Origin of the sequence: Pontibacter liquoris, from assembly GCF_022758235.1 — a bacterium.
In the GTDB taxonomy this organism is placed as follows: domain Bacteria; phylum Bacteroidota; class Bacteroidia; order Cytophagales; family Hymenobacteraceae; genus Pontibacter; species Pontibacter liquoris.
Genome location: NZ_JALEBG010000002.1, coordinates 141,988 through 156,409, shown reverse-complemented (window position 1 = coordinate 156,409; position 14,422 = coordinate 141,988). Strand labels below are relative to the sequence as shown.

The window sequence follows — 14,422 nt, the reverse complement described above, 5'->3', positions numbered from 1 at the left end:
AGGTCTGGCGGACTTTTTTTATATTTATACTTTCTAATATTATAAGATGAAAACAAAACCTTACTTACCTTATCTGCTAGGCTGTTTGCTGCTCTGCTGCGCATGCCGGCAAAATGAGCCAGAACCTGATCTTTCCGGTATCACGCAACTTCCTTATTCGTATCTGGCCCCTTTGGGTACGTCTGCTGTCCAAACGTCTATTTCCATTTATCCTAACCCCTTTTTTCAGGATGTAACTGTGGAAGTACAGGCAGCGGAGGGAGAGGCGGCTACGCTTTATTTCTCTGATGAGAAAGGCAAGTATACCAAAAAGATTATGCTGCCTGATGAGAGTAATTCCCACCGGGTGCAGGTAGATTTTAGCAACATGCCCACAGGGATCTATATCTGCGAGGTGAGGCTCTCGGGCAAAGTAAGTAGGTATCGGTTAATTAAAGCCCGCTAAGCGCATGAAGAAACTTTTACTAGCAGCAGCCTTGCTGGCAGCCTTTGCTGCCAAAGCCCAAACAACTACTTATGGATTTACCGGTAGCCTGGGAGCTTTTAAAACAATCAATAGCAGCAGCAGCGCAGGCGCTGATTTTAACTATGCTCCGGGTCTGCAACTCCAATTGGGGAGCTGGGTGCAGCTGCCTGTTTCTGAGAAAGCAACTTTGCAGCTTACCTTAGTGCATTCAATAGAACGGCAGGGCGGAAGCAAAGTCACCATGACAGACGAGAACAGGAACCCTTTAGCAAACGTTAAAACCAGGTATGGTAACCTGGCAATTGGTGCCACTGCCGTATACCTGCGCCACCTCAGCGACAAACTGGCGTTGGGTGCCGGAGCCGGCGTTACATACAAGTATGTTTCGCTTATGGCCGTGCAGGACTTTAAGATGGCAGGCATTGCAAAAGCAGAACTGGCTAAAACTTACGACGACCGGTATCACCGTAAATTCAACGCATACCTGCCGGTAGAGGTACAGTACGGCCTCAGCCCACGCGTAACCCTGCGGGGGCAGTTGCAGGTGCCCCTCAGCAACCGGATAGCTGCCTCCGAATCGGCATTTAAAGAGAGAGACCTGGGCCTGGCAGTTGGTGTAAATTATATCTTGGTCAGGCAATAAATCAAAAAGGCCGGCGCTATAAAATAGCGCCGGCCTTTTCTTTTTTAGATAAATGTTTACTTTCTGGGAACGTCCAGGCGTTGTCCCGGGCGTATCAGGTCGGGGTTGTCGCCAATGGTTTGTTTGTTTGCATCGTAAAGCTTATGCCAGCTGTTGGCATCGCCATACAGTTTTTTGGCGATCTTGGAAAGCGAGTCGCCGCTCTGCACGGTGTACACGTCGTTGTGCGCGGATGTATCAGCCGTAGACGGCATGCTCTGAGCCGTTTGGCCCGGCATTTGCCCTGAAGTGGCTGTGCCTTTCTGGGGCGAGATGTTCGGATTGCCTGTCTTAACAGGCTCCTCTTTTCCCTTCTTAAAAAAATCAAGTAATCCCATATGAAATAAATTTTATGTCAAAGGTTTGTTTATTTGGCAAGCCTTTACCTGCCAGTTGTTTATGATAGTACGCCAAGTGCTCCACATTGTTTTGCCCGGGGCAGGCAACTTAACTATGTGCATGTTTTAGCCGTAATCACACACAGGCCGCCGCCAAGAGGCAGATGGCCTGATATGAGAATGAAGTATAACCTAAAACTATGAACAAGATGAGATTAGCAACACCTAACCGCTACTGGGCGGGCTTATTATTTGGCCTGTATACTTTGCTGCTGGTAAGCTGCGGTAATAAAGACAAAGTAGGAACCGAAAGTATGATCTCCGGCCCGAACAGCAAAACCTGGACCGCCGCCAAAGAGACCAATGCCTCCGGTGATAAAGAAAAGCTGTCGGATGCGGAAAAAGCGCAGAACATGCAGTTCTATTCGGACGGTCGCTTTGCCATGGGCGGCGGTGCTACCCTGCAGACAGGAACGTGGGCCTATGACCAGGCCGGCAAGCAGCTGAGCCTCACTTTTGAGGGACAGAGCCACTCGGAAACATTTGAAGTAGTAAAGCTGACCGATGATGAAATGCGCCTCAAAGCGGCGGATGGCTCGGAGATGGTGATGGAGGCAAAGTAACTTATTGCAGCTAAAACAGTATAGCTTAATGGTTTCGATGAACGGCAGCCTGTGTAAAAGCAGGTTGCCGTTTTTTTATGCCGCTTGCTTTTGCAGCAAAGCACGCATGCGCCACAACCCCAGCACCGGGCCGATCACCAGAAGGCTGAAGACCTGCGTGGGCGCGAACATTGTGAGGAGGTAGCCAGTCAGCTGAATGCTGACAATGGTAATGGCAAAGCCGATTGATGTAACCAGGGTAAGCGCCGTACCCACCAGCCTGGCAGGAGCCGTTTGGGCCGAAAGCGCCGAAAACTGCGGAGAGTCGCCGGCCACCACCACGCCCCAGAACAGCAGGAACGGCAACACCATGCCCGGCAAAGGCAGCAGCCAGGCGCTTGCCACACAACAGGCCCCCGACAGCAGCAGTTGCACAAAGGCCACGCGGGCACTTCCCCAGCGCTCAGACAGGTAGCCGCCGCCAATGCAACCCACCACGCCCGTAGCAATTACGACAAAGCTGTAAACTGAAAGTTGCTGCGCAGGCAGGCCCGGTAAACTAAAGGCAAGTATAAACGGCACAAATGCCCAGAACGTGTAAACCTCCCACATGTGGCCAAAGTAGCCAAAGGCTGCCGCCCGAAAGTCCCGGGCTTTAAATACATCGGCCATGTTGCTCAGCTTAAAAGCGGCACCTTTTTTCAGGTATGGCCCGTCAGGCACCAGCAAATACATCAGCACACCGCCCAGGGCAGCCAGTATACTTACTGCTGCCAGCATGGTTTGCCACGGCAGCGAAGTGCCCAGTCCGCGCAACAGGTGCGGAAAAGCCGTGCCCAGCACCAGCGCACCAACCAGGTATCCGATGGCCTTGCCCAGCTTGCCACTGTACCAGCTTGCCGCTATCTTCATGCCGACCGGGTAAATGCCGGCCAGCAAAAAACCTGTGATCATGCGCAGGAGCAGCACGGTGGTCAGGCTATCTGCTGCAAAGGCTACAAGTGCGTTGGCGCTGGCGCCCAGCAAAGTGCACAGCAAAAACAACAGCCGCGGCGACATCCGGTCAGCCAGCGAAAGCAGGGCAAAGCAGAAGGTGCCGGCAATAAAGCCCAACTGTACCGCCGAGGTCAGCAAGCTTAGCGCATCCTGCTGCAGTTGCAGCGCTTGTTGCAGCTCCGGCAAAACCGCGTTGCCGGCAAACCAAAGCGAGGTGCCTGCAAACTGCGAAAAGACGATAACAGGCAGAATACGCGATGGCGGCATAAGAGGAGTTAGAAAGTTGGGAAGTTAAAGAGTTAGAAAGTTAAAAAGGGAAGATGACTTTCTAACTCTTTAACTTTTAAATTTCTAACTTAAAAGATCGTTTCGGCAAATTTCTGGATGGCTTTGCGGGTCTCGGATGTCCGCTCGAACATGCCCATGTGGCCGGTTTTCTCCAGGAAGTATACCATGCTGTTACCGGGTAGGTGGCATTGCTCCAGGGCTTTATCCAGTGGCACGGCGGCATCTTCTTTGCCAAAGATAAACAGCACCGAAAATTTTGCCGCACGCAGCACATCGGTGCGGTCGGGGCGGTCACGCATGGCGGCAAGAGCACCTATAACGCTTTTCTTTGGCGTAGCACGGCCAATTTCCTTCATCATCTCGATCTCAGGTTTGAGGCGTTCGCGGTTTTCACGGTAGAAAAGAGGCTCCACAAACGGGTTGATAAAGTTCTTGACGCCATGGCGCTCCACGTAGGAGATGGTTTTGTCGCGGTTTTCCTTTTTCTCATCGGTATCGGGCAGGGCGGAGGAGTGGAAAAGACAAAGTCCCTGCAGCAACGGGCCATACTTCTCCGCAAAAGCCATACTCACATAGCCGCCCATCGAGTGCCCGATCAGCAAATACTTTTGAATGCCCAGTTCGTCCAACTGCCGCTTCACATCATCAGCCATACTTTCCATCGTATAGCTGCTCACGGCATGGGTGTTGGCGCCAAAGCCGGGCAGGTCGAGGGCAACGGTCCGGAACTGTTGCTGCAGGGGGCGCATAAAGTCCGTCCATACTTCTTTGCTCTCGCAGAAGCCGTGCAGAAAAACCAATGCGTCGCCGGTACCGGCATCGAGGTAAGTGTTAGCCATTTTTGTCTGAATCAGGATTTACAGGATTTTAGGATGAACAGGATGATCTTCAAAAGTATAAAATGGAGTTAAAATTTGCTTCTACTACCCTTTATACCTGCTGTTGAATATCTTTTTGTATTGCAGGCTGCTTGCTCCAAAATTAATGAGAAGACCTACGGGCATGTTGTAGGCAAAAACATAATTCTTAGCCTGCGCCAGGTGTACGTCTTCCAGGTTTACTAGCGCCTTAAGCTCAACCACGATGTTATTCTCAACTATAAAATCAGCTCTGCGGCTACCTACTTCAACTTTGTTGTAAAATATTGTCTGTTCTTTCTCCCGGTCGAAACCTAACCCGGCATGCTCCAGTTCTATCGCTAAACATCGCTGATAAATTATTTCCTGAAAGCCATTGCCCATAGTGTTATGAACTCTCATGGCACAGCCAATTATTTTAAATGTGAAATCATCCAACTGCATGAAGTCCTATACGACATCAACTATGATTATTTAGTTTTTCAAACAGAAATCCTGTCCATCCTTTCATCCTGTAAATCCTGATTCAGACAAAATAAAAGGTCTCACAAGTATAACACCTGTGAGACCTTTTATCTAAAATTTAAAATCTAACGTCTAAAACCTACGCTATACTTTCACCGGCACGCCCAGCAGTTGGCGAACGGTGTTTTCGATTGCGGTAGGATCGAAGCCGGCTTCTTTCTGAAGTTCCAGCTGGGAGCCGTGCTCGAAGATCGCATCCGGAATGCCCAAGCGTTTTACCTGTGCCGTGTAGCCGTTGTCGACCATAAACTCCAGCACTGCGCTTCCGAAACCGCCGGGCAGGCAGCCGTCTTCCACGGTAATCACCTTGTCATACTTGCTGAAAATATGGTGAAGCAGTTCCTCGTCCAGTGGCTTGGCAAAACGCATGTCGTAGTGGCCCGGTTTGATGCCCTCGTAACCAAGTTTCTGGCAAACATCTACGGCATAGTTGCCGATGTGGCCAAAGGTCAGGATAGCCACTTCTTCGCCTTCCTGCACCGTACGGCCCTTGCCCACTTCGATCAGTTCCAGCGGGGTGCGCCACTGCGGCATCACGCCTTCGCCACGTGGGTAGCGGATGGTAAACGGACCGGCGCCGTCCTGTGAGGCCGTATACATTAAATTGCGCAGTTCCTGCTCGTTCATCGGAGCCGATACCACCATGTTGGGCAGACAGCGCATAAAGGCAATATCGTACGCACCGTGATGGGTAGGGCCGTCGGCGCCGGCAAAACCGGCCCGGTCGAGGCAGAACACCACGTGCAGGTTCTGGAGGCACACGTCGTGCACCACCTGGTCATAGCCGCGCTGCATAAATGAGCTGTACACGTTGCAGAACGGCACCAGCCCCTGCGTAGCTAAACCAGCTGAAAACGTAACGGCGTGCTGCTCGGCAATGCCCACGTCAAAGGCACGGTCGGGCATGGCTTCCATCATGATATTAAGCGAGCAGCCCGACGGCATGGCCGGGGTAATACCCATGATCTTAGGGTTTTGCTCGGCCAGTTCTACCATCGTATGGCCAAACACATCCTGGTACTTGGGTGGCTGCGGCGTGTCAAAATGTTTTTTGTAGATCTCGCCCGTGATCTTGTCGAACGTGCCGGGCGCGTGCCATTTGGTTTGCTCTTTCTCGGCCAGGGCAAAGCCTTTGCCTTTGGTGGTAACGCAATGCAGAATTTTCGGACCCGGAATGTGTTTTAAGTCTTCCAGTACCGATACCAGATGGTTGATGTCGTGGCCGTCGATTGGGCCGAAATAGCGGAACTTCAACGACTCGAACAGGTTGCTTTGCTTGAGCAGGGTAGCTTTAACGCCGCTTTCCACTTTAGAGGCGATGTGCTGTGCATTGGGGCCGAACTTGCTGATTTTGCCCAGCACGTTCCAGATCTCGTCGCGCACTTTGTTATAGGTGCGGGAGGTTGTAATGTCGGTTAAATATTCTTTGAGTGCGCCTACATTCGGGTCAATGCTCATGCAGTTGTCGTTGAGCACCACCAGCAGATCGGCGTTGGCTACGCCGGCGTGGTTCAGGGCTTCAAACGCCATGCCGCCCGTCATGGCACCATCGCCGATCACGGCAATGTGGTGGCGGTTAAACTCGTGCTTATACTTGGAGGCGACCGCCATGCCCAGGGCTGCCGAAATAGACGTGCTGGAGTGGCCTACGCCAAAGGTATCGTATTCGCTTTCTTTGCGTTTTGGAAAGCCGGAGATGCCGCCATACTTGCGGTTAGTATGGAAAATATCGCGGCGACCCGTTAAGATCTTATGCCCGTAGGCCTGGTGCCCCACATCCCACACCAGCTGGTCGTAGGGTGTGTTATAGACATAATGCAGCGCCGTAGTGAGCTCCACCACCCCCAGGCTGGCCCCAAAATGACCGCCATGGATGGAAACAACATCAATGATATACTGCCGTAGTTCCTGGCTCACCTGCAGCAGCTCTTCGGGCTTTAATTTCCGAAGGTCGGCAGGTGATTGAATAGAGGCGAGCAGCTCTCCGGGTTTAATGATCATAGAATTGTCTTTATAGACCTCTAACAAAATAAATCAGCTTTAGTTTACGATCTCCGGCAAAGCAGAAATCATACCCTTTCAACCAATTTGTAAAGGTAATAAAATAAAAAAAACTAGCAGCCCTTTTAGCGCCTTTCCCAACTTACGCAGCCGGTTAATTCAAGTTCTGAAATATAGTATAAACTATATTATTGCCTTTGCGAACCGTTCGGGCCTGCCTCTCAAATGCACAGCCTCCGGACCGGGGTGTGCAAAGTTATACTTGCGCGATGTAAAAGTTGTTCTGAAGGAGGCCGTCCATCGGTGAGGGGCAAGGCTTTAGGCAGCCATAGGCGCATTCTGGCGAAAAAGATTAATTTTGTGGACGGCGCAGCGTTAGGTGTGTAACGGAAGCAGGAGGAAAGAATAGCAACAGGCCAGTAAATCCTCAGGCAGCGATTTATACCTGGCTTATACTTCTGCTGATGCTGCCCGGCATTTTAATGGTATTTGCTTATTAAGACGTATAAAGGTGAGTTTCGAGATTAAATTACCGTTGTTTGAGGGGCCCTTTGACTTGCTGCTCTTCTTTATCGAGCGTGATGAGCTGGACATCCACGATATTCCGATCTTTCAGATCACCAACGAGTTTATCGGCTATATCCGGCAGCTGGAGCAGCTCAACATCGAAGTAGCCAGCGACTTTATCCTTACGGCCGCCACGCTGATGCGCATCAAAGCGAAAATGCTGCTGCCGCGCGCCGATAAAGACGAACAAGGCAACGAGATTGACCCCCGTCAGGAACTGGTGCAGCACCTGCTGGAGTATAAAAAGTATAAAAGCGTTATTCCGGACCTGGCCCAGATGGAGGAGCAGCGCATGGCCCAGGAAAACCGCGGCAACATACACCCTGAGCTGCAGCAGATTGCCAATGCCAACCACTTTGAGTACGAGCTGCAGGACCTGAACCTGTACAAGCTCATGCGGGTGTTCGAAAAAGTGATGGTGCGCTACGAGGAAGAGCAGAACCGGCCCAAGCATACCGTTATTACCTACCCTTATACCCTGGAAGAGCAGCGGGACATTATTCTGCACATGGTGCAGCAGCGCCGCCAGCTCGCTTTCTCACAGCTCATTGCCGAGTTCCCGGACAAAATAGGCATGATCTTCAACTTCCTGGCTATTCTCGACATGCTGCAGCTCAACATAATTGGCGTGGAAGTAGGCGAGGGCTTCAACGATTTTATTATTACCAGGGCAGAAGGGCAGGCCACCCAGGTAACACAACTGTTTGTCGAATAGCCAGCACAATCGTTGGTTAAATGCCCGGTAAGCCTCGTATAGCACTTACCCGGCACAACCTAATTTGTTTTTTGCCCTGCGCCGCGCCGCAGGCAAAGAGCCGCACTACCTACATGGACCAGAACAAGAAGACCATATTAAAAAGCTTTAGCCCTGTTAAGATCCTGATACCAGTGTTGTTGGGACTTGCCGCTACGGCCTGGCTTTTTATCAAGGATGATAAGCTCAACGACCTGAAAGGCATTACCGAGGCGCACTGGGGCTGGCTGCTGGCCGCCATCGTGGTGCTCATCATCCGCGATGCCGGCTACATGTACCGCATCCGCCACCTCACCGACAAGTTTCTGACCTGGCGCAACAGCATCGATGTGATCATGCTCTGGGAATTTGCCTCGGCCGTTACCCCATCGGTGGTGGGCGGCACCACGGTGGCGACCATCATCCTTAACAAAGAAGGCATTCCGCTGGGCAAGTCGCTGGCTTACGTCATGTTCACGGCCGTGCTCGATAACATGTTCTTTATACTGGCCGCACCCATTGCCCTGCTGGCCACGCAAGGAGAGGTGTTCCCTACCTTTGGCCTGGACCCTTCCTATATTTCGCAACTCAAAGCGGCCTTTTACATCAGCTACGGCCTGATAGCAGTGTATACCTTTATGATGATCTATGCGCTGTTTATCCGGCCCCGTGCTTTTAAATGGCTGTTGCTCAAAATAACGTCTATCCGTTTTCTGCGCAAGTGGCGGGTAAGCGCTTTCCAGCACGGCAATGAAATTATCTGGGCTTCCGAGCAGCTGAAAGGCAATACGGCCGGCTACTGGACCAAGGCGATCGTGTCTACTTTATTTGTCTGGTGCGCGCGTTATTTCTTACTAAACTGCCTTATTGCCGCTTTTGTAGACATCAGCCTGAGCGAACACCTGCTCATCATTTCCCGCAACCTCATTTTCTGGATCGTGATGCTGATCGCTATTACGCCGGGCGGCGCAGGCATTGTGGAGATGGCTTTTCCGAGCTTCTTCGGCTTGTTTCTGGGTGCCTACAGCAGCATTGTGGTGGTGCTCTACCGCCTCATTACCTACTATCCGTACCTGGTGCTGGGCTCCATTTTCCTTCCAAAATGGATCGCCAAGGTATTCGGCAGGCAGCAGGAGACTGAAGTGCGGGTATAGGCTAGCGGCTACCCAAGCACTAATCATGTAGCACTACTAAGTATAAAATGAAAGCCATCATTATAGGAGGAGGTATTGGCGGTTTGTGTGCAGCTATTGCCCTGCAGCAGCAACAGATCACAACCACGGTTTACGAAGTGGCGCCGGAACTGAAACCCGTGGGTGCCGGCGTAGGCCTGGCAGCCAATGCCATACAGGGGCTGCAGCGCCTGGGCGTGGCCGAAGAGGTGGTGGCGCGAGGCAAGCAGCTCACCAGCCTGGTCATGTTTGATGCTGCTGGCAAGGTGATCAGCAACATGGATACCCAGCCCCTGAGTAGCAAGTATGGCATCAATAATTTCGTCATCCACCGGGCCGACCTGCACGCCGTGCTCCACCAGCACCTGCAACCCGGTACGCTGGTGCTGAACAAGCGCTGCCAACGTATAGATCAGCAAAACGGACAGGTGACCGTGACCTTTACAGACGGCACCCAGGCTACCGCCGACCTGCTGATCGCTGCCGACGGCATTAACTCGGTGGTGCGCCGGCAACTGGTGCCACAAAGCAAGCCCCGTTATGCCGGCTATACCTGCTGGCGCGCTGTGATTCAAAATCCGGGAGTAGCGCTCAACGAGATGATATCGGCCGAAACCTGGGCGCCGCAGGGCCGCGTAGGCATGGCGCCGCTGCCAGGCAACCGCATTTACTGGTACGCCTGCATTAATGCGCCCGAAGCGAATGAACGGATGCGGCAACTCACGCCGGCGCAACTGGCGCAGCACTTTACCGGCGTACACCCGCCGGTGCCCACTGTGCTGGCTGCTGCCAGGCCTGAACAGCTCATCTGGGGCGATATTTACGATTTAAAACCGCTCCGAAAGTTTGCGTACGGGCGGGTGCTGCTGTTGGGCGACGCAGCCCACGCCACTACGCCCAACATGGGCCAGGGCGCCTGCCAGGCCATAGAAGATGCCGTGGTGCTGGGGCAATGCCTGGGGCAGGAAACACGTATAGACAAGGCGCTGGTAAGGTATGAGCGGCGGCGGCTGGCCCGCACCGCCAAGGTTATCCGGCTATCGAGGATGTTAGGGGCTGTATCACAGTGGCAGAACCCGTTGCTGGCCGGCGCCCGTGATGCGCTGTTCCGGCTGATGCCGCGGCAGGTAGAACAAAGCCAGATGGAATGGCTGTACGGGGTAGATTTTTAACCGGGTAGATTTTTAGTTAACTTGGGCTGTATGCAGCCACAATTTATACCTGCCGGCGCGCACGGGCACACAAGCCCTGGGCCGGGTGTCAGCCGCTAACGTACATCTCTATATTACAACCTATACCTTATGCGAAAGAACCTGCTGCTTCTACTGACTGTACTGACCCTGCTGAGCTGCTCAGACAGCAACAACAAGCTGCTGGACAACCTGCAAACGGCCGTTACCGATGGTGAGGTTGGTTCGAAAGGTTATAAGGAGGTGCAGCTGGCTGACCTGACAGATTTTGAATGGGACACGCTCTACTACTTTCAGGCGGGAGAAGATAAGCGCGTCATCAGCGATGCCATCGGCTTCCGGTGGGAAGGAGAACCAGTGCCGCAGCTAAGCCGCCGCCTTTTGTTTGTGCACCAGGGCAAAGTGGCCTCGTTTGTGGATTATAATTACCGCGAGTTCCCGCTGGTGGTGTATGGCTGCAACCAGGACCGCTGGGTATATCCCAAAAGCCGCACCCGCTTTGCCACTTTCAAATACTGCGCCCGCGGCGATACCGCCACCTATACCTTGATTCCGGTAAACTGTGTGGAGAACCTGCGGGAGCAGATCGGGCAGAAGTGCCCTGATGAGGCGGTGGCTGCAAAGTAAAAGGATGGCGCCTGCAAGTATAGCCGCGCTGTTGAGGGTGGCTGATTTCCTTTTCTGCTACAGCAAGCGCAAAGCCAAATGACCTTTATACTTCGTGCTTGGTATCCGGAGAAACCGGGCGGATAACGCGGCAGGGGTTGCCAGCTGCAAACACATCCGCGGGGATATCTTTGGTCACTACGCTGCCGGCACCGATAACACTGCGGTCGCCGATGGTTATGCCAGGGCAAATAACGGCACTGCCGCCCACCCATACATCCTCGCCGATCACAATTGGTTTTGCAAACTCCAGCCCTGATGCCCGCTCTTTGTAGTTCATGGGGTGCGTAGCGGTGTAGATCTGCACATTGGGACCGAAAAGCGTGCGGCTGCCAATACTAATCTGCATCACATCCAGCACTACGCAATTGAAGTTGAAGAATACTTTCTCGCCGGTAACGATATTGCTGCCATAGTCACAGTAAAAGGGCGGCTGTATCCAGAGGCCTTCGCCGGCTTGCGGGAGCAGCTTTTCCAGGATGCGGGCCCGTTCTTCATCCTGGTCTTCGCGGCTATCGTTCAGTGCTTTCAGCAGTAACCGGGTTCGGGTCCTTTCCTTCGACAGCTGCGGGTCGAGCGCATCATACAACTCGCCGGCAAGCATCTTTTCTTTCTCGGTTTTCATGTAAGTATAAGTCGTTTGAGTGCGCTTTAAGTGTGGTTAGCTGTAGACTTTTAACACGGCAGGTAATAATCTAACCTGATTAGTTTTCCATTCAAGAAGAGTAGTAGCCAAGAGTCGTCAGACGGTTCTTTTGATGTGGGGATACTGACAGCCACGGTTTTACCAATCCCATACACATTTAACTCATACTTCTCCTTTACGGAAACAGGAAAAAATTTCTCAAGCGACTCCAAAGATGTGTTTTTGTCAAAGGTATACGTTGGCGTCTTAAGTTTCAATTCAGATCCCTTTCTGAAGTCTAAGGAACTGACAACAGCCGTGTCTCCGTAGATTTCAATTTTGGTATTATTTAGATAAGCATACTTGAAATCTTTGTAATAATAAGAAACACAAACATCACTCATGTTGGGGTCGGTGATACTGTCAGGTTTCCCTATTAGGTTGAAAAGTGCCGTCGTTTTGGTAACCATGGGCAGCTTTCCATTTATTCTGACAGAATCCCAGTTTATGTATTCTTCATTTAATGCGGGGACTTGAGCTTTTGTTTCAGACTTCTGAGGGGGCAAACTATTAGCCTTGCTTGTATTAGTAATTTCAGGTTCTGCATTTTTGTCCGCGGCCGAGTTCTGGCAGCCAAACATTAGCAATGTTAGAAATAAGTATGTATAAAATCTCATATTATATTTTTTGAATTAACGCTAACAACGGTCTCGTGTAAAAGACGTGCAAGGCCGTCGGCCGTGGCATGACTTTTACACAATGTTGTGCGACGTTATTTCTTGTTTAGTGAAGCATTAATATCTATATACTTTTCACCTTTATTTGTGATTTCTCCATTGAGGGTGCCGTATAATTTGAATTTACCATAATTTAAAACATTTCCATTAATCATTCCATGGCATACCAATTCTGCACCTGATTCTATTTGAATATCTCCATTTACCATTCCAGACAAGATAAATTTAGAATTATTTGACACGAGAATGTTTCCTACAATCATTCCATTATTAGTTGTGTCACTGTCGATTACAATGTTGGAAACTATTTTATTAGTATTCATTTGCTAAGGTTCAGTTGGCTATTAAAAATAATTTTCAAAATTATGTACTGACCAACCTCCATATCCAGGGCGCCCTGGCACTCCACTAAATCCTGCTCTTCCAGGTTTTCCCGAAAACCCAGGCATACCGGGCCTTCCTGAAATTCCTGGTCTTGATGGAAGGTAGCCGGTTGAGTTTGAAAGAAATCCTATAGCTTTATTATTAGAATCATAAAAGACTCCTCCGTCAAACCAACCTTTATGTTGCCCAGAAAGTGAATATATATTGTTACCGTATAGCCATGCAACAACTTGCCCACGATTGTTTCTAATGCAATCACTGTCATAAATCATTGTCGCATTCCCAGATTTATTAAATATCCAATCTGCCATTTTCTTATTTTTTAGATTATTATTTTAATGCCGCACAACGGTCTCGTACAGGAAGCGTGTGAGGCGTAGCCGAGTATGGAGCCTGTACCGTGTTAGATACAGATTTTCTTCTTTTCAAGATAGTTAATTAAGCCTTCAATTCTTTTGCTGTCATTTCTGCCGTCAGACTTCATTTGTTTTAAAATAGCTATCCTCCAGTCAAGGTAATCTTGGTAACGGCAGGTTTTATCAACAAACTCACCATTTTCAAAGCCTACAACCTTTATGCTGTCTAATAGGAAGGAGTTAAAAACCTTAAAGTGGTTTGGCATGTTGAAATGGAAGTTGTTGGCTCCTTTGACATGAGCTATTTCATCATATTTTTGATGTATTCTCTCTCGTACTTCATCGGTTAGAAAGAACTCTGGGCCTTCAACATGCTCAGTTCCTTCATAACCAGAATCCAGTAATTCGGGCACTCCGTCGCCATCTATGTCCACTATTACCAAGTAGTCATTCCAATTTTGGTAAGCAAGCTTGAAGTTATCTTTGCTATATGTTTTGGCAGACTGGTTTAAATAGACATCAGTGCCATAGACATCTTCCTGTCCGAATAATACAGTTAGGTCTTTCCTGCCATCATTGTTAAAGTCCACGAATGAGAACGTGTGGGGCGGAAAGTCGCTGCTATCCTTTTCCTGCCATAATGGGTTGAAGTCCCCATTCTCTATCGTCCAGATAACTGTACCTAAAAACCTGTTTCCGCTTATGTATTGGGTAAGATATAAGTTGTCGCTGATAGTGTCTGTAGAAAGCACCTTATTGGTTTTAGAGCCAATAAGAGAGGAGTTAGAAAGGCTGTTTACTAAATCAAAACCATGCATGCTCTCGTCCATCTTAACGAGCACAGACTTTTCGGCTGAAATTTCTGTTTCATCTGTTGTCGTGCTGCAGCTCTGAAACGCAAGAAGGAGCACTAACCCTATGACTGGAATGAGCTTCATAGATTATGATTTGTATCTAACTATAGTATAACAGTCACTATGACGGTTATCTGCATTATGTGTGTAAGTGGTAAAGCCAGTTGAGAACAGCTATACCAGCTTTATACTACATCAAGATAGTAATATATTCTGATTAGTTAGTATTTGAAGCCAAGATAATCACGCACTAGTATACCATGACAGGTAAGTATAACGAAGAGGATTTGCTGCTCTCCACCAATAAAAAAACGGGGACTAAGAAGTCCCCGTCAGTCAGCCTCCGTACTAGGAAGTCCGGAAAAGCAATAGTATCGAAAAAA

Annotated in this window: 17 protein-coding genes; 7 read left to right on the top strand and 10 right to left on the bottom strand. The window is 50.1% G+C overall.

Going from position 1 to position 14,422, the window contains the following annotated elements; translation table 11 throughout:
* The first annotated feature begins 46 nt into the window (after nt 1-46).
* Nucleotides 47-445: a T9SS type A sorting domain-containing protein gene (locus LWL52_RS14020; RefSeq protein WP_242920962.1), complete on the top strand. Its 399-nt coding sequence runs from the start codon at nt 47-49 to the stop codon at nt 443-445.
* A gap of 4 nt (nt 446-449) precedes the next feature.
* The gene (locus LWL52_RS14015; RefSeq protein ID WP_242920960.1) at nt 450-1,109 is read left to right on the top strand and encodes a hypothetical protein; all 660 of its coding nucleotides are present in this window, start codon (nt 450-452) and stop codon (nt 1,107-1,109) included.
* A 56-nt stretch (nt 1,110-1,165) separates the two neighbouring features.
* Here the strand turns inward: LWL52_RS14015 and LWL52_RS14010 are convergent, their stop codons facing one another.
* Nucleotides 1,166-1,486: a LysM peptidoglycan-binding domain-containing protein gene (locus LWL52_RS14010; RefSeq protein ID WP_242920958.1), complete on the bottom strand. Its 321-nt coding sequence runs from the start codon at nt 1,484-1,486 to the stop codon at nt 1,166-1,168.
* 209 nt (nt 1,487-1,695) lie between these two features.
* On the opposite strand from LWL52_RS14010, the gene LWL52_RS14005 reads away from it, so the two are divergent.
* On the top strand, nt 1,696-2,109 hold the full coding sequence (locus LWL52_RS14005; RefSeq protein WP_242920956.1) for a lipocalin family protein: 414 nt from the start codon (nt 1,696-1,698) through the stop codon (nt 2,107-2,109).
* Between the two features lie 75 nt (nt 2,110-2,184).
* On the opposite strand, the gene LWL52_RS14000 is transcribed toward LWL52_RS14005, so the two are convergent.
* From LWL52_RS14000 to dxs, 4 genes are all read right to left on the bottom strand, one after another.
* Complete coding sequence (locus tag LWL52_RS14000) at nt 2,185-3,351, bottom strand: MFS transporter (RefSeq protein ID WP_242920954.1); 1,167 nt, start codon at nt 3,349-3,351, stop codon at nt 2,185-2,187.
* Nucleotides 3,352-3,440: 89 nt separating this feature from the next.
* The gene (locus tag LWL52_RS13995; protein WP_242920952.1) at nt 3,441-4,211 is read right to left on the bottom strand and encodes an alpha/beta fold hydrolase; all 771 of its coding nucleotides are present in this window, start codon (nt 4,209-4,211) and stop codon (nt 3,441-3,443) included.
* An 84-nt stretch (nt 4,212-4,295) separates the two neighbouring features.
* The gene (locus LWL52_RS13990) at nt 4,296-4,673 is read right to left on the bottom strand and encodes a GxxExxY protein (RefSeq protein ID WP_255749594.1); all 378 of its coding nucleotides are present in this window, start codon (nt 4,671-4,673) and stop codon (nt 4,296-4,298) included.
* Between the two features lie 165 nt (nt 4,674-4,838).
* Complete coding sequence (gene dxs, locus LWL52_RS13985) at nt 4,839-6,755, bottom strand: 1-deoxy-D-xylulose-5-phosphate synthase (RefSeq protein ID WP_242920948.1); 1,917 nt, start codon at nt 6,753-6,755, stop codon at nt 4,839-4,841.
* Between the two features lie 511 nt (nt 6,756-7,266).
* On the opposite strand from dxs, the gene LWL52_RS13980 reads away from it, so the two are divergent.
* From LWL52_RS13980 to LWL52_RS13965, 4 genes are all read left to right on the top strand, one after another.
* A complete protein-coding gene (locus LWL52_RS13980; RefSeq protein ID WP_242920946.1) occupies nt 7,267-8,037 on the top strand; it encodes a segregation and condensation protein A in 771 nt (256 codons plus the stop codon).
* A 113-nt stretch (nt 8,038-8,150) separates the two neighbouring features.
* Complete coding sequence (locus tag LWL52_RS13975; RefSeq protein WP_242920944.1) at nt 8,151-9,209, top strand: lysylphosphatidylglycerol synthase transmembrane domain-containing protein; 1,059 nt, start codon at nt 8,151-8,153, stop codon at nt 9,207-9,209.
* A gap of 47 nt (nt 9,210-9,256) precedes the next feature.
* Complete coding sequence (locus tag LWL52_RS13970) at nt 9,257-10,399, top strand: FAD-dependent monooxygenase (protein ID WP_242920942.1); 1,143 nt, start codon at nt 9,257-9,259, stop codon at nt 10,397-10,399.
* A 129-nt stretch (nt 10,400-10,528) separates the two neighbouring features.
* Nucleotides 10,529-11,044, top strand: a complete 516-nt coding sequence (locus LWL52_RS13965; protein WP_242920940.1) for a hypothetical protein — start codon at nt 10,529-10,531, stop codon at nt 11,042-11,044.
* An 85-nt stretch (nt 11,045-11,129) separates the two neighbouring features.
* On the opposite strand, the gene LWL52_RS13960 is transcribed toward LWL52_RS13965, so the two are convergent.
* From LWL52_RS13960 to LWL52_RS13940, 5 genes are all read right to left on the bottom strand, one after another.
* Nucleotides 11,130-11,708, bottom strand: coding sequence for a sugar O-acetyltransferase (locus LWL52_RS13960; RefSeq protein ID WP_242920938.1), 579 nt, complete (start codon nt 11,706-11,708; stop codon nt 11,130-11,132).
* 50 nt (nt 11,709-11,758) lie between these two features.
* Nucleotides 11,759-12,385 (bottom strand): hypothetical protein, encoded by a 627-nt coding sequence (locus LWL52_RS13955; RefSeq protein ID WP_242920936.1) that lies wholly within the window; start codon nt 12,383-12,385, stop codon nt 11,759-11,761.
* Nucleotides 12,386-12,480: 95 nt separating this feature from the next.
* Nucleotides 12,481-12,768: a hypothetical protein gene (locus LWL52_RS13950; RefSeq protein ID WP_242920934.1), complete on the bottom strand. Its 288-nt coding sequence runs from the start codon at nt 12,766-12,768 to the stop codon at nt 12,481-12,483.
* A gap of 21 nt (nt 12,769-12,789) precedes the next feature.
* Nucleotides 12,790-13,140: a 4-fold beta flower protein gene (locus tag LWL52_RS13945; protein WP_242920932.1), complete on the bottom strand. Its 351-nt coding sequence runs from the start codon at nt 13,138-13,140 to the stop codon at nt 12,790-12,792.
* Nucleotides 13,141-13,232: 92 nt separating this feature from the next.
* A complete protein-coding gene (locus LWL52_RS13940; RefSeq protein WP_242920930.1) occupies nt 13,233-14,123 on the bottom strand; it encodes an FG-GAP repeat domain-containing protein in 891 nt (296 codons plus the stop codon).
* Between the last annotated feature and the right edge of the window lie 299 nt (nt 14,124-14,422).

Excerpts from the sequence above, each read along its gene's own strand:
- LWL52_RS14005 (WP_242920956.1), top strand. The coding sequence starts at position 1,696 with ATGAGATTAGCAACACCTAACCGCTACTGGGCGGGCTTATTATTTGGC.
- LWL52_RS13955 (WP_242920936.1), bottom strand. The coding sequence starts at position 12,385 with ATGAGATTTTATACATACTTATTTCTAACATTGCTAATGTTTGGCTGC.
- LWL52_RS13990 (WP_255749594.1), bottom strand. The coding sequence starts at position 4,673 with ATGCAGTTGGATGATTTCACATTTAAAATAATTGGCTGTGCCATGAGA.
- LWL52_RS13995 (WP_242920952.1), bottom strand. The coding sequence starts at position 4,211 with ATGGCTAACACTTACCTCGATGCCGGTACCGGCGACGCATTGGTTTTT.
- LWL52_RS14010 (WP_242920958.1), bottom strand. The coding sequence starts at position 1,486 with ATGGGATTACTTGATTTTTTTAAGAAGGGAAAAGAGGAGCCTGTTAAG.
- LWL52_RS13950 (WP_242920934.1), bottom strand. The coding sequence starts at position 12,768 with ATGAATACTAATAAAATAGTTTCCAACATTGTAATCGACAGTGACACA.
- LWL52_RS13965 (WP_242920940.1), top strand. The coding sequence starts at position 10,529 with ATGCGAAAGAACCTGCTGCTTCTACTGACTGTACTGACCCTGCTGAGC.
- LWL52_RS13960 (WP_242920938.1), bottom strand. The coding sequence starts at position 11,708 with ATGAAAACCGAGAAAGAAAAGATGCTTGCCGGCGAGTTGTATGATGCG.
- LWL52_RS13945 (WP_242920932.1), bottom strand. The coding sequence starts at position 13,140 with ATGGCAGATTGGATATTTAATAAATCTGGGAATGCGACAATGATTTAT.
- LWL52_RS14000 (WP_242920954.1), bottom strand. The coding sequence starts at position 3,351 with ATGCCGCCATCGCGTATTCTGCCTGTTATCGTCTTTTCGCAGTTTGCA.
- dxs (WP_242920948.1), bottom strand. The coding sequence starts at position 6,755 with ATGATCATTAAACCCGGAGAGCTGCTCGCCTCTATTCAATCACCTGCC.
- LWL52_RS13970 (WP_242920942.1), top strand. The coding sequence starts at position 9,257 with ATGAAAGCCATCATTATAGGAGGAGGTATTGGCGGTTTGTGTGCAGCT.
- LWL52_RS14015 (WP_242920960.1), top strand. The coding sequence starts at position 450 with ATGAAGAAACTTTTACTAGCAGCAGCCTTGCTGGCAGCCTTTGCTGCC.
- LWL52_RS13940 (WP_242920930.1), bottom strand. The coding sequence starts at position 14,123 with ATGAAGCTCATTCCAGTCATAGGGTTAGTGCTCCTTCTTGCGTTTCAG.
- LWL52_RS14020 (WP_242920962.1), top strand. The coding sequence starts at position 47 with ATGAAAACAAAACCTTACTTACCTTATCTGCTAGGCTGTTTGCTGCTC.
- LWL52_RS13975 (WP_242920944.1), top strand. The coding sequence starts at position 8,151 with ATGGACCAGAACAAGAAGACCATATTAAAAAGCTTTAGCCCTGTTAAG.